Here is an 18,421-nt window from a genome sequence, read left to right on the forward strand (position 1 = left end):
TCAAACCTCGTGATTGATGACGACGCACTCGGCGCTCGAAGCGCGCGCGGCGGCATCGATCGCGTCGGGAACGTCGGAGAACGGGAATTCGAGCGTCTGAATCGCGTCGGACGCCAGGAGGCCACTTTTGATCAATGTCAGCAACCGCGCGTATGCCGAACGCGGATACATGAACTGGCCGAGAATCTCCCAGCCGTTCAGCATGACTTCGGTGTAAGGAATCGGCAACGGTACCGCCATGCTGCCCATCAGCACGAGCCGACCACCGAACGCCAGCGACCGCAAAGCGGCCAGTGTCATGTTGGGATCGCCAGCATTCCCGACCATGTCGAAAGCCAGTTGTGTCGGACCGCCGGCGGCCTCGCGCACCGCTTCTGCATCTGCAGCGATGTCGCCGGTCGCAGTAACCGGCACGACGCGCGCGGCTACGCTGGATGCCAATGACGCGAGCGCCGCCGTGTTGCGCCCCACGGCCACAACACGCGCAGCACCCATCGCGACAGCCAAGCGGACAGCAGCGGATCCATAGGCGCCTGTCGCGCCCGAGACGATAACCGTCTCGCCCGCCGCCAGCCGACCGCGCAGCAGACCGCCGTACGGAACCACGTAACGCATCGTGGTCACAAGCGTGCGGGCGTCCAGGTCGCCCACGTCATCCGCTGGCGTGACCGTCGACGCAGGCAGCAAAGCGTATTCGGCCAGCGTGCCGTCGGACCAGTCGTCCTGCATCCTGAAGCCCGCCTCGCCGCCGGCTGTGACGCCGATGAGCATCTGACCCGGGTTAGCAACATTTTCCTGTGCAACGAAGTGCGAGGAAATCACCACGCGCTGCCCACGCTTCAGTTGCCATACGTCACGCCCCACGGACTCCACAATGCCCACGCCATTTCCGCCCGGTACAAACGGTCGCGAGGGTACGTGATAGACCGGCAACTTGCCATCCACATAATCGCGCATGTAGGACATCAGGGCAGACGACTGCATACGTACCACCACACTGCCCGGGCGCGCTTCGGGAACCGGCCGGTCGACCAACTTGAGTGCGCCTCCCAGCTTTTCCAGCTGCCATGCTCTCATTTCGCTTTCCTTATTCAAGTGATATCTGCAATTTGCCCGCTCGCGGACCCCGGTACATGTCGGCCACTGCACGTGGCAGTTCCTCGAAACCGCGTATCACGCGCGCATTCGGCCGAAGCCGCTGCATCCAAAGAAGCCGGGCGAGATCGTTTTCGGCCTGCAAACGCTCGTGATAAAAGGTGTCGACTGTCCACGCTCCAGATTTGATACGGCGCTCATCCAATATCCGTTCGATCTCCGGTGAAATACCGAAGGTCTCACGCATTGTTGGACGCGCCGTGTGCGTGCCTGCCGGTTGTGGTGCATACGAGGCCGCGGCCGAGCCATAGGAAAACAATCGGCCATGCCGGTTCATTCGTGCAACTACGCGGCCTGTCAACTCGCCGCCCACGCCATCGGAAAAGACGTCGATGCCTTCCGGAAAGGCAGCGGCGAGTTCATCCTCGATCTTCGGCGCGCTGTAATCGATGCAGCCGTCGATGCGAAGCGTGTCCATGACCCAACGGCATCGCTCCGGCCCGCCGGCGAAACCGATCACCCGCGCCCCGGCAGCTTTCGCCAATTGAGCGACGATCGACCCGACAGCGCCTGTTGTAGCGGCCACGGCGACCGTGTCGCGCGGCGTGAGCGGGCCATACTCGCGTAGACCAAACCACGCAGTCATGCCGGAGGTGCCGAAGATCTCCATCAAGACCGATGGCGACCATTGCCTCGCAAGCGCCGGACGGAACACATAAGTCCACGGCGAGGATGTTCCATTGAGCGCCTTCACGAGTTCGCTGGGCTCCGGGAAACCAACTGGCGGATCGCTGCTGCGAATAACCTGGTACTCCTGCCACCCGGCCTGGCATGCGACGATGTCCCCGACGGCAAACGCCGGATCCCTGGAGTCGATGACTTCCGCGCATGCATAGTTGTGCGGGTCGGTGTCGCCCTCGCGAATCGTGCCCCGGATCATGCGAAGCCGGGTAGCCGAATGGATGTTCAGCAGCTTGATACGTACAAGCGCCTCGCCCGGTGCAAGGGTCGGCGTCTCCACAGTTCGCTGCTCGAAATTCTCCGGCGTCAGGCTGCCATCTACCGGCGCCCGCCGGACGACCCATTGCCGAAATCGCCCGGGAATACGCCGGCCGCCCTGATTCTCCGTAATGGTTGGATTCACGATCGACCTCCGGTCTGTCGGAAAAGGATGACGCTACGATGCGTACGGAGAATCATCGGCGATCACGGACGATGTTTGTATAATCAATCTGCCGCCTTTTCTAATAGATCGTACATTTATGGATGCACTGTCGGACGTTCTGTCGATGTTGCGAGTATCGAGCGCACTGTCGTCGCGCTTCGAGGGGCGCGGTGCTTGGGCCTTCCGCTTTCCGAGTTACCGCCACGTGAAGTTCGGCTCAGTGCTGCGTGGACGCCTATGGCTATGGATGGAAGGCGAAGGGGAACGGCACGAAATGGACGAAGGCGACTTTTATCTGCTCACCTCGGGGCGACCGTTCTTTTCTGCAAGCGACCCTGCGTGTTTGCCGCTCGACGGGCCACAAACCTACCGCTCCATCCGCTCGGCGGACGGGGTGGTACGTTTCGACGGCCCCGGCACTGTGCAACCGGTGAGCCTTGCGAGTGGGCGCTTCGAGTTCGACAGCGACCTCTCGGCTTTGCTGCTGGCGAATCTGCCACCACTCATCCATCTTCGCGCCGCGGACGTCGCCGCTCACGCGTTGTCTCACGTGCTTGCGCTGCTGCGAGCGGAAACCGATGGGCAAATGCCAGGTTCCGATGTGGTCAAGGGAAGCCTTGCCACGCTCGTCCTCGTTCAGGCGTTGCGCGCGTACCTTGCGGGCAACGATGCACCGGCGGGCTGGCTCGGCGCGCTTTCGGACAGACGGATAGGAACTGCGCTTTCACTGATGCACGCGTCGCCGGCGCAACGCTGGACCATCGAGGAACTGGCAGCGGCAGTGGGCATGTCCCGTACTGCGTTTGCGCAACGGTTCCGTGCGCGCGTCGGCTGCGCGCCGCTGGAGTATCTTCAGTCCTGGAGGATGTCGCTGGCGATGACGGCGTTGTCCGGTTCGGACGAATCGCTCGCTCGAATCGCGGAGCGTGTTGGCTATTTGTCCGATACCGCGTTTAGCATAGCGTTCAAGCGCAGCACGGGGTTGAGCCCTGGGCGCTATCGGAGTGCAAAGAGAGAGAACACGGCGTCCGCATGAGTATGACGCGCCGCGCTCACACAAGCTGTCCCCGGGCAGGCAAGAGAATCGCTCGGCACACGCCGATAGGGCCGCGCCATCTCGATTACGCGGGCAGACTAACGCCTGTCAGTCTTTCGCTGAGCTGCCATAGCCGCTCGGCCGCGGCTGGGTCGATCGCCCAGGGAAGAACCCCGTCGAGTGGTTCGTGCGTGACAGGAACCGCCGGCGCTATATCCGCATCCTCACAATAAACGCCGCCCATGCCATCGAGCGCCGGGCTCGTCGCGCACCACAGCGTGGTTGCTGCCCCCTGCTCCACCGTCTTGTACAACGAGCGGTGCGAGGCAGGGATTTGTCCATTGCCATCGCGCAGCCCCAGCGCCTGCAGTTCCGGCATCGAAATCGCACGTTGCAGCCCTGTCTCAATCCGCCCCGGATGCACGGCAAATGCGCGAATGCCTCTGGTTTCCCCTCGGCTGTCGAGCGCGACCGCGAACAGCGAGCTCGCCGTCTTTGACTCCGCGTAGGCCTTCCATTTGTCGTATTCTCGACGTTCGAAATCGGGGTCGTCGAAATCGAACGCCGCGCGCCGATGAGCACCGGACGACAAAATCACGACACGTGCCGCACCCGCGCGCAATAGCGCAGGCCATAGTCGAACCGTCAACTGGAACGGCCCGAGATGGTTGGTCGCAAAGTGGAGTTCGTGACCGCGCCGATCGCGCCCGAGCGGTACGGCCATAATTCCGGCATTGTTGACGAGCAGATGCAGTGGACTACCGCTGGCAACAAAGTCCATCGCGAAGTTGTCGATTGAGGCCGGGTCGCCAAGGTCGAGCTCAGCGACCTCGACCCTTGGAATCCCGGCGATTGCTTCGCGGGCTTTCCCGGCATTTCGAGCAGGAACGGTTATCGTCGCGCCGGCGCGGGACAACACGCGGGTCGTTTCAAGACCGATACCGGAGTAGCCGCCAGTCACGATAGCCACTTGGCCATGCAGGTCGATCCCGTTGATAACATCCGACGCCGTGCTCGTGCGACCAAAGCCACTATGAAGGGGGACTTGTTGTGACGGCATGCTTGCTCCTGTCGTGAACGATGACGATGCTCGCCGTTATCTTTGTCGGCACGTCAATCCTCACAGCCGCGGGCAAGCCCGTCCATGCTTTATCGGACGCAATTCCTATGCGAGCGTACAGATAAAGGCACAACTGGGGTGGCAACACACTCACGAGGGTCACCTGACCGTCGCTCGAGCCGGGACCTCGTTACCCCAATCGGGCCAGTATTCCGCGACGTTTTCCACGCCGGGCACGCGAGGTGGAGCCTGCATGACGCGTCCAGTGCCGTCTGGTACACCCGGAGACGGCCTGGTCACAAACATACCAGACCCGGTCTGGCATACGATGCAACTATAAAAGGTGGTCCGATTTACGGTGCGACAGGGAACCTTGCGCGTCGACAATTCGACAGATCTCGGCGGCCGAGAAAGAGAAAACCAGCGAGAAGATCCGCGAAACGGTCAAAAGCCGGCGGCGCTCGACAGGATCCGGCTGGCTTCGTTCGAATGGCGAGAAGAACAGGCAGCTGAACTCAATTGATAAACGCAAGATGACGCATTCCGATACCGCAGTCTTGTTCGATTTTGACCTCACTCTTGTCGATTCGACAGAGGCGATCCAGTTCTGTGCGCAATCGGCCATGGCCGACATGAAACTTGTTGCTCCAAGCTCCGCCAAAGTCCGCGAGTCTATCGGACTGACCTTGCATGACACGTTTCGTTTTCTTACAGACATTGACGACCCGACGCTCGCGGACACTTACGCGACTCGGTATGTTTGGCATGCCGACCGAGTGATGGTAGACATGACCAACTTCTATCCGCCCGCGGAGCGCCTGCTGAGAGAACTATACGATCGAAAGGTTTCCGTCGGAATCGTATCGACCAAATTTCGCCATCGCATCGAACGTATATTGTTGAAGGCCGACCTGGCGCATTGCGTCCGTACGATTATCGGCGGCGAAGACGTTCTGTGTCACAAGCCAGATCCGGAAGGTATCCTCAAGGCTCTCGCGGATATGAATACCGCTGCGAACAAGGCGATCTACGTCGGCGATCACCTCATCGACGCCGAAGCAGCACGTGCTGCTGGCACTCGTTTCATCGGTGCAATTACGGGCAGCTTGACGAGCGAGTCATGGGCGCGAATCGGTTGCATGTCCGTGACGAATAGCATCGAAGAAGTTGCCGATCTCATTGAATGAAGGGACGCGTCTGGCTATCAGCGTGTCGCTGATAGTGAGCCCGGCGATGACCGGTCGTCTCGAAGACTGTCGACGGCCGTCAACCGGTCTTTCGAACGGGCTGGCCTACAAACCCGCCATCGGCTCCACAGACCGTGCTTTCTACCATCCTCCAGCTTGACTGCAGGCCACCCGTTTTGCCTCGTGGGACTGCAGACCGACAGTAATAACGGATCGCTCTCCACGATCACGCAGTGCGACGGAGCGTCCGAGAACGGGCCGGAATGACCGGGAATTTTTCGACGTCGCACAAAGCGACTCTGAAGACTGCGAATCCGTCAGGTGCTTGCCCTTCTCACAATTATTCGCGATGTGGGTGATGGTGGACAAACATCAACAACGCGTCACGGAAGTGCGACGCCGCGGGATTTTGCAAATCGTGCCGGGTGACGAGATGCAACGGCGCGCGAAACGCATGATCGCCGGCCACGCGGCAGTAGTGCACGCTTTCCTGATGGTAACGTTGCATCGACGCGGGCACGAGCGATACGCCGCCGCCCGCCGCCACGAGATTGATTGCCGTCACCATGCGCGGCACCTCTTCCACGACGTGCGGCTCGAAGCCCTTGGCCTGACACGCCCGAATGAAGTCCGCGTACATGCCGGGCGCACCGGGCCGACGCACGAAGATGAACGACTCGTTCGCCAGCTGTTTGAGCGACACGGAACGACTGCCGATCAGCCTGTGCCCCACCGGCAGCACCAGCAACATGCGTTCTTCGGCGAGCAGTTCGAAGCGTAAGTCGGCGGGCGTTTCGACCGGTTTGCGGAGAATGGCTGCATCCGCGCGACCGTTCAACATCATTTCGATGATCCCCGCCGCATTCACCTCGCTCATCTCTATCGAAATCTCGGGGTACATGTCCCGAAAATTGCGAATAGCGGTAGGCGTAAGCGGGTGAAATGCCGCCGAACTGGTGAGCGCGACGCGCACGGTGCCGATCCGGCCTTGCGCCACTCGGCGCGCATGGACGACCGCGTTGTTCAATTCGAGCAGTACCGTACGTGCGCGTGCGGCGAAGATCTCGCCGGGCGCCGTCAACACGACGCCGCGCGGCCGCCGCACGAAAAGCTCGAAGCCTAGTTCGTGTTCGAGCTCCTGAATCTGCTGCGACAACGGCGGCTGCTGGATATGAAGGCGCGCGGCGGCCCGCGTGAACTGCCCTTCTTCGGCGACGGCGAGGAAATAGCGCAGCTGTCTGAGTTCCATCGTTTGTCTGATATATGCGTTGGATATGGCAACCGTGTCTCATAGGTATTTTACATTCAGGACATCGACACGTACGCTTGCTTCAAAAGCTGGAAGAGGATCAAAGGAGACACATGCAATCCACCTTGCAAGCGGACGTGCCCGCCTCCGCCGCAACGGCGCTCAGCCGTTCGCAAACTCGCCGCGCGGTGCTCGCATCGGTCATCGGCAATGGCCTCGAGTGGTTCGACTTTCTCATCTACGGCTACTTCGCGAAGATCATCGCGCAGGTGTTTTTTCCTATCAGCAACGGATTGGTGTCCATCACGCTGACGCTTGCGACGTTTGCCGTCGGCTTCGTGGTCAGGCCGCTGGGCGGCATCGTGATAGGCGCATGCGCGGATCGCTACGGGCGGCGCAAAACGTTGTCGCTGCTGATTCTGCTGATGGCCGCCAGCACGCTCATGATGGGCCTGACACCCAGCTACGCGGCTATCGGCATGGCCGCGCCGCTCGTCGTGATCCTCGCCCGTATTCTGCAAGGTCTCTCCGTGGGCGGCGAGTTCGCAACAGCGGCCGCGATGCTGACGGAATACGCACCGCCAGGACGCAAGATGTTCTTCGGCAGTTTTCAGATGACGTCACAGGCCGTCGCACTGCTACTGTCGTCGCTATGTGCGTTCTTGCTCACCACGCATCTGTCGCACCAGTCGCTCGTGACGTGGGGTTGGCGCGTGCCGTTTCTGCTCGGCGCGCTGGTCGGGCCAGTGGGCTTCTACATTCGGCACAAGGTCGGCGAGTCGCCGGAATTCGTGCAGTTGCGAGAACGGCTTGGACATGCGCCACGCCAGTCGCTGCGGACATTCATTCGCGAGCGTGGCGATGCGGCGCTCTGCGCGATGGGCGTCATCATCGTTGGAGCGGCAACCAATTATCTGTGGCATTCCTATATGCCGCTCTATGTCGAACACCAGTTGCATCTGCCGCTCAAGAATGCACTGTTCGGCACGGCGATCTCCGGATTGATCGGCATCGTCGGCTATCCGTTGGCAGGGATGCTCGCCGACCGCCTCGGCGCATATCGGCTGTTCTTTCCGGTGACGATCGTCTGGGTATGTGCTGCCTATCCGCTTTTCGCATGGGTGCTCGCAGGGCCTTCGCCCGAACGCGTCTTCAGCGCGCAGATCATCGCGACGGTCGTGCTCAGCGTCATGTCGGGCGCGCACCCCGGCATGCTGACGCAGTTGTTTCCGACGGCCATGCGTTCGACCGGCGTGGCGCTGTCGTACAACGTGGCCGTCACGCTGTTTGGCGGACTCGCGCCGCTCACCGTTTCGACCTTGATCGACGTCACCGGCTCGCGCATCGTGCCGGCGTGGTATCTGATGTTCGCCGGCATCGTCTCGTTGCTGCTGGTCGGGTTCACGGCATCCGGGCGACGCTTGCGCCGCGAGCCGGACCTGTGGCCGGGTGACACGGCGTGAGCGTCGCGATGTGCCTTCCCCGGAACCATGAAGTGCGCCCACGTAACGAAGTACCCGTCAAAGTCGTCGCCAGTGAACGGTTGACCGTTTCGACGTCGCGCGGCGAAGCGAAAGTGCCGCTGTTCACCGGCGGCAGCGCCGCGCCGGCCACCGCGACGCAGGTCGTCGTCATGCTGCACGGCCGATTGCGCGACGCCGACGCATACCTTCGATCGACGCAGCGCGCGCTCGACTCGTCCACGGCCGTTTCGAACAGCGTGATGCTCGCCGTGCCGCAATTTCTCGCGACGGCCGACGTCGAGTATCACCCGTTGGCGGACGACTGTCTGCATTGGGAGTGGACCTCGTGGATGGGCGGACTCGACGCAATCGGTCCAGCGCCGCTCAGCTCATTCGATGTGCTGGATGCGCTCATCGAACATTACGTTCGAGGCATGCAGGGCGGCCGCTACCCGAGGCTGCGCGAGATCGTGATCGCAGGGCATTCCGGTGGGGCGCAGGTCGCGCATCGGCACGCGATACTCAGCAACGCGCCGGCATGTTGTCTCGCACGCGGTGTGACGGTACGGTACGTCATTGCGAATCCTTCGTCCTATGTGTACTTCGACGCTTGGCGTCCGCATGGCGAAGGCATCGATCAAACCGCATGTGCCGGATTCAATGAATGGAAATACGGCACGTCACGACTTCCCCGCTATGCGGACGGACTCGACGCGCAATCGCTCGAACGTCGTTACGTCGATCACGACGTCACCTATCTGCTCGGTACGCACGACGACGATCCGGCGCACCCGGCTCTCGACCGCTCATGCGAGGCGATGATGCAAGGCCCGCACCGCCTCGCTCGCGGCCGCGCGTACTTCGCCTATCTGCGCGCCCGGCATCCGGAATTGCGGCATGAGCTGCATGAAGTTCAACGCGCGGGGCACAGCGGCGACGCGATGTTCGTATCGCAGGCCGGCGTGTGCGCGTTGTTCGGCCCCTCCGTTCGGCTCGCCGGATCTCGCGTCGAGCAGGAAGGCGGGGCTCTCGAATAGCAATCCATTCATCTGGAGACGACGATGGACAACAGACCGTTGTGGTGGGCGCTCGCCCTTAGCCTTTGCATCAGCGCGTGCGGCGGCAATGAATCGAGCGGCGGCGCTTCGGCAAGCTCGCCGCCACCGCCACCACCCTCGGCCGCGACGCAATGCGCGGCATTGAACGGCCTGGCGATTCCGGCCTCTTCCATTGCAGAGCCGACCGGCGGTGCGACGGTCACGAGCGCGACGCTGGTGGAAGCCGCCGGGGAATATTGCCAGGTGAATGGTGCCATCGCTCCCGTCGATCCCGTGGCGCCGTCGATCCGGTTTCAGGTCAATCTGCCGACCAACTGGAACCGCAAGGCGCTGCATTATGGCGGCGGCGGCTTCGACGGTACGCTGATTACCGGCGTCGACGCACTCGACATGGCGCCAACGGGCACGCCGACGCCGCTTGCCAACGGCTACGCGACGTTCGGTGACGATTCCGGGCATCAGAGTTCCAGCATCACTGACGGCAAGTTCGCCGCGAATGACGAATCGCTTGCGAACTACGGCGGCCTGAGTCTGAAGAAGACACACGACGTCGCGATGGCGCTCATCAGAAAGCGCTACGCGAGCGCGCCCGGCAAAACCTACTTCTTCGGCAGTTCGACAGGTGGTCGGGACGGGTTGAGCGAAGCGCAACGCTGGCCCGCGGACTATGATGGTATCGTCGTGAATCGACCGGCGCTCAACTATACCGGGCTGCGTTTGAGCAACGTCGTGCTGGGCCGCGCACTCTACTTGAACAACGGCGCAGGCTGGCTCGATGTCGCCAAGACGGTGCTGCTGCAAAATGCCGTTATGAGCGCGTGCGATGCGCTCGACGGCGTCGCCGACGGCATCGTGTCCAACGTGGCGGCGTGCAAGGCGCAATCGGCGACGGTGCTGGCGTCCGTGCGCTGTCCGAACGGCGTGGATTCGGGCGACACCTGTCTGTCGGATGCGCAAATCGCGACCGTTCAGACCATCGCCGCGCCGTTACAATTGCCGTATCCACTTGCGGACGGCGTGACGCAATACGCTGGCTACAACATCCTCGCGGGTTCGGTGTTCGCGGGGCCGTACACGACGCGCGATCTCGGCGAATCGAAAGTACCCGCCAATCCTGCAGGAAAGAAAGATGCGAACCAGTGGGTGACAGGCGATCAATGGGTCAAGTACTTCGTCACGCGCGTACCCACATTCGATTCGTTGATGTTCGATCCGGTCAATCCCGGTACGTATGAGTCGCGCGTCCAAGCGCTCTCGGCACTCACCGATGCAACGAGCACCGACCTGAGCGCCTATGTCGCGAAAGGCGGCAAGCTCATCATGACGCACGGCCTTGCCGACGAAATCGTGAGCACCGACTCGAGCACCGACTATTACACCGGTCTGGTGCAGCGTTTCGGACAAGGAACGGTCGACGGCTTCGTGCGGTTTTATCTGATGCCGGGGGTCGGACATGGCACGGGACCGTTTCATCCCGCCATTGATTCGCTATCCGCGCTCGACGAATGGGTAGAAAGCGGCAAGGCGCCTGAAACACTGACGATGAGCGACCTCAACGCCGCTACGCTCGGGAGGACGCGCCCGTTGTGCCGCTATCCACTGTGGCCACGGTATATCGGCGGCGATGTAAAGGCCGCGGCAAGCTTCCGATGCACTAACTCGTAGCGTGCGCCGGCGGATTTTCTCGCAGGCGAAGGTCACGCTCGGCGATGATGAGTTCTTGTAAACCAGGCGCCAGTTGCCGGTTCGACGCGCTGCCGGCGCTATATATGCGGGAGCCGGCAGGCTTCCTGTGTGTTCGCCACCAATTGTCCAATTTGGGCCTTCGCGGACACGGGCTTCAGTCTCGCCCCTCCGAACATTCTGACCGTGCCGACGCAGCACGCCGATGAGATTACTGCCATCTACGCGGCAGCGCGAAGCCAACTGAGCGACGCAGAGCCTGCGATACACCGCTCCTCTGGCCAGCAGCCGCGCAGCGGCCGCCAAACCTGATACATGCGAAGGAGAGGTCATGCTTCCATAAACATATCCTTCTGAAAGCCGAGCGTATCCGCGAGTGAGGATATGTTCCCTTGAGAATTGTTTGTGAGGATACCCTCACGTGAGCAGAACCGGAATGGCCGAAGCCCCTGCCAGCTGTCGCTCGCCGCCCTTCCGCCATTCCGTAACCGGATGGTTCCGACAGACGTTCGGGTCGCGGCTCTGTCTTCGCCACCGCGCCGGACTGTCTCAACCCTACCCCCGTGGTCGTCCGGATTTCCCCTGCGCGCCACCGGTCATGCCCGTCCGCGCTGGCGGTCACCACCGAAGCCCTTCACTGGAAGGGGCGGCCCTACCGTCGGGCGGCTCGTGCGCGGCCGACGCGTGACAGAGGGGTATAGCGTCCAAAAGCGTCGCGTCAACGCAATTTCGATGGAAAGTTCGGCCTCCGAATGTACACGGCTCAAAACTCCATTACTCGATAAGGACTTACGCAAAAGACGTCGTCGAAATTATGTCTGCTGCATCCTTGAACGAGCCCCATAAATCTACTAGTTTGTTTAAAGGCGCAACGCCAACCGACGTCGCACAGTAGCCTCCGCCGCGGACCGCCGGATTCCGCCAGGCCCCTTTTTATGAAAGGGTACGATGGCGGGGGACACGATGCGACACGCAGGAACGGAAGGCGCTCTGGTTCCAATGAGGCAAGCTGTCGCCGCACCCTTGCTTTCGCTAGAAAATGGGGACAAACTCAATCTTCATCGCGACCATGCAGGCCAACAGGAACGCCGCCGAAAACCGCTTCCGGTTGATCTTGCGGTTTATCTGGTCAGCGGACTCCTCTATTCCATACGGCTCCAGCAGCCTGGCCAGGTCTTTGTAGCTCAAGTCCCGCTGCACCATTGCCGAAACGGCCAAATCCCTCGCCCGGTCCTCCCATTGGGCGTACGGGGGCTCGTTCTGCAGGCGATCCTCCGGCGACATCGCTCCCATCCGTTTTTCTCCAGTTTGTGCCGACGCTCCACGGCCAACTCTGCAACATTCTCTCAGACTGAAATCGGTCGTATACGACCGATTTGGCATTCATGGGTAGCCGGGGTTCCTACACGTCCATATCCACCATTTTTCTGGACGACGTGATGCTGGACAAGGCTCAACTGACCGACCTCTTCGACCGACTGGGCACGCCGCCCGCCGGCCAAAAGCTTATTATCGACGCCCGCATTCAGGCACCGGTTCGTCAGGTGAAGTCCGACGTCGGCAATGTCATCACCATCCTGGCCAGCCAAAAGATGCGGCGTGACATCCGGACGGAGAGCCGCCATATCGAATTTGCTGCCGCGGTGACCAAGGAGCATGCGGCCGATGTGCTCGAATACTATGCGCAGCCGTGTGAGCTGAAGCTCTCACTGATTGATGAGTCGACTGGTGAATTCCGGTCCATCACACACGTCCCGGACTTCCTCACCATTCGCGACGATGGCTTCACGCTTGAGGAGTGGAAATCCGAGGCCAAACTCGCACGATTGGCTGAGCGGTATCCCTATCGCTATGCCAAGGGCAGTGACGGCCAATGGTACGCCCCGCAAATTGAAAAGCAGCTTGCCAGACTCGGTATTCGTTATCGCGTTTGCAGCGACGAGTCCATCCCTCGCCGCCGCGTCGAAAACCTTCTGTATCTGGCCGATTACCTTCATCCGGGCGCAGAGCCGTGCCCGGCGGATGTGGTGGCACGGCTCCATGAAGTGCTTCGCGAGCACGGCTCCCTGTCCTTCTGGGAACTACTCGCTGCCCCATACAAATTCGACGCCGACTCGCTGAACCAAGCCATCGCCGGCAATCACGTGGCGACCGACATCGACCGGGAGTCTTTCAGCGAAAAGCGGCGGTTTCGCCTCTATCGTGACGAGGTGCTGCGTGATTTCATGCATGCGGATACCCAAGCCGGCCAATTGCCTGGCGTCGACCGGTTCGCCTTCGATGTCGCCGAAGGATCGAAATTCCAGTTCGAAGGCCAAGAACTGACCATCGTAATGGTTGGCGAAGAAAACGTCGTCTGCAATCGACAAGACGGCTCCAGCATCCAATTGTCCCGGGCATGGCTCGAGGACGCTCATGAGAAGCATCAAATCAAGGTTGTCCGAAGCGAGCAGAAACCGCATGCGGATTTGAGCCGCTACTCCAAGGAAGACCTCGAAGTTGCTCTTCAGCGGCAATCACTTCTCGAATCCCGAGAGGTCCAGAAGGTCGTCACCTCTCGCACACTCCGGCGCTGGGAATCGCGCCGACTGGCCGCTCTCGCCAATGGCGACAATGAGGTCGTGGCACTGGTGCCGCGAACCAGCGCCAAGGGCAACCGCACCCCCCGCTTGAGCGTGGACCAGCTCGCATTGATGGACCGCGCTATCGATACTTCGTGGCGCGACAGCAATGCCATCAACTACAAGGCATGCCACCTGCTATTGAAAGTGGCATGCGACGAAGCCGGCGTAACGGCCCCGTCATATCCAACGTTGATTGCGCGAATCAAGGCACTGGAGACGAACGAGGACGTCCGTACGCGCCACGGGAAACGCATGGCCTATCAGCAGAACACCTTCGTGGATGTGCTGTATTACGACACGCCGGCGCATGGTAGTCGGCCGTTCCAGTACGTTCATATCGACCATACCCTGCTCGATATCGAACTGATTTCCAGTCGAACTGGTAAGCCGCTCGGCCGTCCCTGGCTGTCGCTGGCGGTGGATGCCTGGTCGCGGCGCATTGTTGCGTTCTACCTAACGTTCGACCCGCCGTCTTATCACTCGGTCATGATGGTCGTCCGCGACATAGTGCGCCGCTTCAAACGTCTCCCTGAATTCATTGTTGTCGATAACGGCCGCGACTTCATGTCCCAAGCGTTCGAGTCATTTCTCCGCGTAATGGGCACGCATCTGCGTTTCCGTCCGGCGGGCCAGCCTCGACACGGCGCCGTCCTTGAGCGTATGTTCGGTCGGTTGCACACCGAATATGTCCACAACCTGGCCGGCAATACCAAAGCGACGAAGAACGTGCGAATGGTCACTGGCTCCCACCTGCCGCAAAAGCTAGCGGAGTGGACGCTCGAGCAACTCTATTATGGGATTGGACACTGGGCATGCGAATACTACGACGAAAATATTCATCCAGCGCTCGATGAATCACCGAAAGACGCGTTTGTACGCGGCCTGCGCGAAAGCGGCACACGCCCGCAGCGACAAATTCTCTTCAACCGGGACTTCCTGATTGCCACCTGCCCGCCCGTTGACCGCTCTGGCGTGCGCGAGGTTGATCGCCAACGCGGCGTCAAGGTAAGCGGTCGACTCTATTGGAACGACACGTTTAAATCCGCCCATCTCGGCGGCCAAAGCTTGCCGGTCCGTTACGACCCCTGGGATGCCTCGTCGGTCTATGTGCGCGTAAAGGACGAATGGGTTCGGGCCATTTGCCGAAACCTGCATGGCCTAGGACAACTGACCGACGTGGAGCAACGAGCCATCACTGCTGAATACAACCGCCGCAGCGGCACGTCTGCTGGTGACGAACGGGCCGCGCAACGACTTCGAGAGTTCGTGTCGACGTTCACACCGGAAGGTGCGTTAGCCATGGAGTTCGAGCGCCAGTCGGAAAACAAGGCTCTCTACAACAGCCTCCGATTCGGAAATATCGAACCGGTCGCTGCCCCTCGTCGATTCCTCCTCATCGATGAGTCATCGGATACAACCAATGTCCCAGTAGTGCAGGTGCCGATGACGTCCCATTCGCCAACATCCCAGCAACCGGCTGCCGAGGACGACGATCTTCCCGATTTCGAAGAGTTTTAAGGTGAACCCATGCATCAAAACCATACGACCCAGCCGGCACAAAATGACTATGCCCACGCGCTTTCGGCCAAGCGCATCAAGCATACCCGCGTCACCGAAGTCATGGCCGAACTCGGTACGCTGATTTACCCGGGGAGCCAGGACAGCATTCTGCTGGTGTGTGGCCCCACCGGCGCCGGCAAAACGACGCTTGCCAGACATATGGTCGACACCGCACTCGAGCATGCTCGTCATCAGATGGAATCGAACGGGGGCGTGATTCCAGCCGTCTACGTCGAAGCGCCCGCATCTGGCGAGAGCAACTTTTCCTGGCGACTCTTCTACCGGCGCATTCTGGCGCAACTCGGTGACGACCTCGATTCACCGAAAGTGACATACGGAATCGATTCACAGACTGGGCGGATGTTGCGCCCTCGCGGCGGCAGCAACAACGGAAACAGCCTCGCCGCCTTGCGTACTGCGGTGGAGCGCGGACTGCGCGAGCGACAGGTGCAGTTCCTCGTCATCGACGAGGCTGCTCACATCATTCGCCAGACACGAGGTCAACATCGGCTGGAAATCCAGCTCGACACGCTGAAGTCGCTGGCAAATCAATGCGGTACGCAAATGGTCCTGATTGGCTCGTACGACCTCTACCAATTGGTCACGTTGTCCGGGCAACTCGCGCGGCGTACACACGTGCTTCATTTCGAGCGCTATCGAGAAGATAAGCCAGAAGACGTGCGAGCCTTCCAACGCTGCATCCAGGCGTTCGAGAAAACGTTGCCCGACCTTTGGGGAAACGAGCTCTCGCGACACACCATGGCACTCCTCGACAATACGTTGGGGTGCGTGGGCACATTGAGCAGCGTTCTGGTCCGCGCCGTCAAGTTGGCCGACGCAGACGGTGCGTGGTCGGTCGAGGCATTGAAGCGCGCGCTGCTCAATGAAGCACAACGCAAGCGGATATTGGAGGAAATCCTCGACGGAGAAACCGCCATCGGTCCAAGTCTCACCCGCGTCATGCCGCAGCCGCAGCGTACGGCGGCAAATCCGAGGAGCGGCAGCAAATGAGCATGCAACTGTCGGCCACCCGGTCGATGCTGAACCCTCTCGCTCCGATCGGGATAGGCACTCCCGAAATCGAAAGCCTGTTCAGCTACTTCTGTCGCCTGGCAATGTCTCACAGCATATCTGCGGCCGAACTGTCGCGCAAAGTTGCAACCACTATGGGTTGGGAAATTGCAGGAAGATATGACTGGAGCGGCGTCAATCTCAGCGGAATCGCCGATGTGGCGGCGAACTGGTCGAGTGCCCTGTCTGCTTTGACGAGCGTTGAGCGCCTGGACAAACTGACCCTACTGACATGGCGCAATGTCATCGCCCAGCAAAGTCTGCCCGCCTCATCGCCTCGCTGGTGCCCTCAGTGCCTGGCTGAGGACCGAGCCGCGGGCCGCATACCCTACTTCCGCCTGGCGTGGGACATTAATGACGTCACCGCCTGCCCTCGACATATGACAAAGCTCGTTCACATCTGCCCAGATTGCGGTCGCACAGATGCGCGGCACAATTCCGCCTACGTCATTCCCGGATGGTGCGCCCACTCAGGCTGCGGAGCATTCCTAGGCAACGTCGAAAATCCCGCACCGGCCACGCCGGAGGCGACATGGATAGCGACACAAGTCGGTGCAATGCTGACAGTACAAGCGACGTTGGACAAATTGCCGGTGCGCCAGGTACTACATGACACCATTCGCGAATTGGTCACGCGCATGGACAATGGGAAGGCCGCGATATTCGCTCGACGCATCGGCCTTAGCAAGGTCACCGTGCATTACTGGCTAAAACAGGATGGCACTCCCAGTCTATCCGCCCATCTGCGTATCGCATCGCAAACCGGATTGGCGCTTTCGAAATTGCTGACAGGCGACTTAACTGAGTGGCCGTCAATCTCACTCGAAATCCATCCGTTGACATCGCTGTTTCCTAACCACAAGAAGCGTGCATCGCCAAGAGTCCTGGAATGGGACAACATTCGCGCGGAATTGACTGCGCTCAGCGAATTGCCGGTCCCCATCAGCGTCATGGAGGCCGCGCGGCGCCTCGGCGTCACCAATCGTCAGCTCTACAGCAATGCTAACGGCGAAGCCCGCCTCCTCGCTGAACGACGGAGGCAGCACATGCAGCAAAGCATGGCGCAACACCGGGAAACCGCACGCGCAGCCATTGAGGTGGCATGCCGATATATTGTGGCGAGTGGGAAAGTGCCCCATCTCCGTGAATTGAACGGACGTATTCCTAAAGGAGTCCTCGGTAGTTTAAGAGACGTTATTGGACTGCTGCAGGAGGCTAAGGGTAAGAGCGAAGCGAGTTGACCTCATCACCGAAAGGCGTGGCCCGCGGTGCCTCAGCCGTCATGCCTCGCTCGCACTTTGAAGCAGTACAACTTCAAAAAAATCTTCCCAAGAAACACACTGAAATCACTGATTAATTTTGCTAACGGAACGATCTTCCCTGCAAATAACATCGTTCATCCTCCTCGCATGCGTCTATACGTACGTGCGACTGATTCAACGAATCAGACGAAACACTCCTGTGCACATTGCAGAGGAGTCGGGCACGTGCGAACGGCCGCAAGGCATAGCACGACCTTCAACCACATCGAAGGAGTATGTTATGAGCGTTATCTTTTTTGCAGGCAGGGGGTTGACGAAGCTAGATGAGGCTGAACTGAAGGAACTTGATGATTGGGCGGAAGAGACCATAACTGTGGACGAGAACCCTGATGCCCCACAAATCGCCGACGGCGTTGAGGTTGGTGCCACCTACCGGTGCGCGGAACTGACTTTTTTCTCCTTTCCTCACTGGCGCGCCTGCCGCGACTGGGTCATAAAGTTGGCAGACATGGTCGGCTGCACTGACGAACTTTTGAAGGCAGGCAGTGCTGTCGCCTTCAGAGATTTCTTCATGTGGAAACAAGAGGGAACGGTTGGCCCCAAAGCATCGGCGAAACTGGCGGTGGAATTCGCGGAGTGGGACGAGCGAGCGAAGTCGTTTGCAGACCACGACTTCTACGAAATGTTTGCCTTCATGCGAACAATGTTCGAATGGGGGGCAAAGGATGGTCTGATTTACCTTCGTAGCGCGTAGCCGGAGCGCGGGGGTTGCCTGCTGCTTGAGCCTATCCGAACCTTTGTGTGTGAGGCATAAACTGATGGCCAAGGAGCCACGTTATGCCACGCAAACGTAAGGAAGAAGCGACCGTAGAACCGGGCAAGGGCTTGAACCTGGACCCGGAACTGAT

The 18,421-nt window shown here is 60.3% G+C and carries 14 protein-coding genes; 9 read left to right on the forward strand and 5 right to left on the reverse strand.

Annotated elements, in window-relative coordinates; all coding sequences use genetic code 11:
- Together LGM42_RS04830 and LGM42_RS33170 are read right to left on the reverse strand one after the other, a co-directional pair.
- Complete coding sequence (locus tag LGM42_RS04830; RefSeq protein ID WP_060317162.1) at positions 1-1,077, reverse strand: quinone oxidoreductase family protein; 1,077 nt, start codon at positions 1,075-1,077, stop codon at positions 1-3.
- Between the two features lie 10 nt (positions 1,078-1,087).
- Positions 1,088-2,239, reverse strand: a complete 1,152-nt coding sequence (locus LGM42_RS33170) for a zinc-binding dehydrogenase (protein WP_081083356.1) — start codon at positions 2,237-2,239, stop codon at positions 1,088-1,090.
- Between the two features lie 118 nt (positions 2,240-2,357).
- Between LGM42_RS33170 and LGM42_RS04840 the strand changes: the two genes are divergently transcribed.
- The gene (locus tag LGM42_RS04840; RefSeq protein ID WP_226231692.1) at positions 2,358-3,296 is read left to right on the forward strand and encodes an AraC family transcriptional regulator; all 939 of its coding nucleotides are present in this window, start codon (positions 2,358-2,360) and stop codon (positions 3,294-3,296) included.
- Positions 3,297-3,381: 85 nt separating this feature from the next.
- Here LGM42_RS04840 and LGM42_RS04845 read toward each other — a convergent pair whose 3' ends face one another.
- Positions 3,382-4,356 (reverse strand): oxidoreductase, encoded by a 975-nt coding sequence (locus LGM42_RS04845; protein ID WP_060317172.1) that lies wholly within the window; start codon positions 4,354-4,356, stop codon positions 3,382-3,384.
- 533 nt (positions 4,357-4,889) lie between these two features.
- Here LGM42_RS04845 and LGM42_RS04850 point away from each other — a divergent pair.
- The gene (locus LGM42_RS04850; protein ID WP_081083357.1) at positions 4,890-5,543 is read left to right on the forward strand and encodes an HAD family hydrolase; all 654 of its coding nucleotides are present in this window, start codon (positions 4,890-4,892) and stop codon (positions 5,541-5,543) included.
- Between the two features lie 340 nt (positions 5,544-5,883).
- Here the strand turns inward: LGM42_RS04850 and LGM42_RS04855 are convergent, their stop codons facing one another.
- Complete coding sequence (locus LGM42_RS04855) at positions 5,884-6,792, reverse strand: LysR family transcriptional regulator (protein WP_226231693.1); 909 nt, start codon at positions 6,790-6,792, stop codon at positions 5,884-5,886.
- Positions 6,793-6,905: 113 nt separating this feature from the next.
- Between LGM42_RS04855 and LGM42_RS04860 the strand changes: the two genes are divergently transcribed.
- Genes LGM42_RS04860 through LGM42_RS04870 form a run of 3 tightly spaced genes read left to right on the forward strand, consistent with a single transcriptional unit; the run spans position 6,906 to position 10,978 of the window.
- The gene (locus tag LGM42_RS04860; RefSeq protein WP_226231694.1) at positions 6,906-8,255 is read left to right on the forward strand and encodes an MFS transporter; all 1,350 of its coding nucleotides are present in this window, start codon (positions 6,906-6,908) and stop codon (positions 8,253-8,255) included.
- Positions 8,252-9,292, forward strand: coding sequence for a hypothetical protein (locus LGM42_RS04865; RefSeq protein ID WP_226231695.1), 1,041 nt, complete (start codon positions 8,252-8,254; stop codon positions 9,290-9,292). Before LGM42_RS04860 ends, LGM42_RS04865 begins: the two co-directional genes overlap by 4 nt.
- 24 nt (positions 9,293-9,316) lie before the next feature.
- Positions 9,317-10,978, forward strand: coding sequence for a tannase/feruloyl esterase family alpha/beta hydrolase (locus LGM42_RS04870; protein WP_226231696.1), 1,662 nt, complete (start codon positions 9,317-9,319; stop codon positions 10,976-10,978).
- 1,050 nt (positions 10,979-12,028) lie between these two features.
- On the opposite strand, the gene LGM42_RS04875 is transcribed toward LGM42_RS04870, so the two are convergent.
- Positions 12,029-12,289: a DUF6471 domain-containing protein gene (locus tag LGM42_RS04875; protein ID WP_226231697.1), complete on the reverse strand. Its 261-nt coding sequence runs from the start codon at positions 12,287-12,289 to the stop codon at positions 12,029-12,031.
- 146 nt (positions 12,290-12,435) lie between these two features.
- Here LGM42_RS04875 and LGM42_RS04880 point away from each other — a divergent pair, with 146 nt between their 5' ends.
- The 4 genes from LGM42_RS04880 to LGM42_RS04895 all read left to right on the forward strand — a co-directional run bounded on the left by LGM42_RS04880 (position 12,436) and on the right by LGM42_RS04895 (position 18,267).
- Positions 12,436-15,138, forward strand: coding sequence for a Mu transposase C-terminal domain-containing protein (locus LGM42_RS04880; protein ID WP_226231698.1), 2,703 nt, complete (start codon positions 12,436-12,438; stop codon positions 15,136-15,138).
- Between the two features lie 9 nt (positions 15,139-15,147).
- Positions 15,148-16,191, forward strand: coding sequence for an ATP-binding protein (locus tag LGM42_RS04885; RefSeq protein ID WP_226231699.1), 1,044 nt, complete (start codon positions 15,148-15,150; stop codon positions 16,189-16,191).
- Positions 16,188-17,492 (forward strand): TniQ family protein, encoded by a 1,305-nt coding sequence (locus tag LGM42_RS04890; RefSeq protein ID WP_226231700.1) that lies wholly within the window; start codon positions 16,188-16,190, stop codon positions 17,490-17,492. The genes LGM42_RS04885 and LGM42_RS04890 overlap by 4 nt, the downstream gene beginning before the upstream one ends.
- Before the next feature lie 301 nt (positions 17,493-17,793).
- A complete protein-coding gene (locus LGM42_RS04895; RefSeq protein WP_226231701.1) occupies positions 17,794-18,267 on the forward strand; it encodes a hypothetical protein in 474 nt (157 codons plus the stop codon).
- The last annotated feature ends 154 nt before the right edge of the window (positions 18,268-18,421 follow it).

The organism is Burkholderia sp. AU39826 (genome assembly GCF_020419965.1).
Taxonomy (GTDB): Bacteria; Pseudomonadota; Gammaproteobacteria; order Burkholderiales; family Burkholderiaceae; genus Burkholderia; species Burkholderia semiarida.

Coding starts and splice junctions, on each gene's coding strand:
- LGM42_RS04830 (WP_060317162.1), bottom strand. CDS start 1,077: ATGAGAGCATGGCAGCTGGAAAAGCTGGGAGGCGCACTCAAGTTGGTC.
- LGM42_RS04840 (WP_226231692.1), top strand. CDS start 2,358: ATGGATGCACTGTCGGACGTTCTGTCGATGTTGCGAGTATCGAGCGCA.
- LGM42_RS04845 (WP_060317172.1), bottom strand. CDS start 4,356: ATGCCGTCACAACAAGTCCCCCTTCATAGTGGCTTTGGTCGCACGAGC.
- LGM42_RS04850 (WP_081083357.1), top strand. CDS start 4,890: ATGACGCATTCCGATACCGCAGTCTTGTTCGATTTTGACCTCACTCTT.
- LGM42_RS04855 (WP_226231693.1), bottom strand. CDS start 6,792: ATGGAACTCAGACAGCTGCGCTATTTCCTCGCCGTCGCCGAAGAAGGG.
- LGM42_RS04860 (WP_226231694.1), top strand. CDS start 6,906: ATGCAATCCACCTTGCAAGCGGACGTGCCCGCCTCCGCCGCAACGGCG.
- LGM42_RS04870 (WP_226231696.1), top strand. CDS start 9,317: ATGGACAACAGACCGTTGTGGTGGGCGCTCGCCCTTAGCCTTTGCATC.
- LGM42_RS04875 (WP_226231697.1), bottom strand. CDS start 12,289: ATGGGAGCGATGTCGCCGGAGGATCGCCTGCAGAACGAGCCCCCGTAC.
- LGM42_RS04880 (WP_226231698.1), top strand. CDS start 12,436: ATGCTGGACAAGGCTCAACTGACCGACCTCTTCGACCGACTGGGCACG.
- LGM42_RS04885 (WP_226231699.1), top strand. CDS start 15,148: ATGCATCAAAACCATACGACCCAGCCGGCACAAAATGACTATGCCCAC.
- LGM42_RS04890 (WP_226231700.1), top strand. CDS start 16,188: ATGAGCATGCAACTGTCGGCCACCCGGTCGATGCTGAACCCTCTCGCT.
- LGM42_RS04895 (WP_226231701.1), top strand. CDS start 17,794: ATGAGCGTTATCTTTTTTGCAGGCAGGGGGTTGACGAAGCTAGATGAG.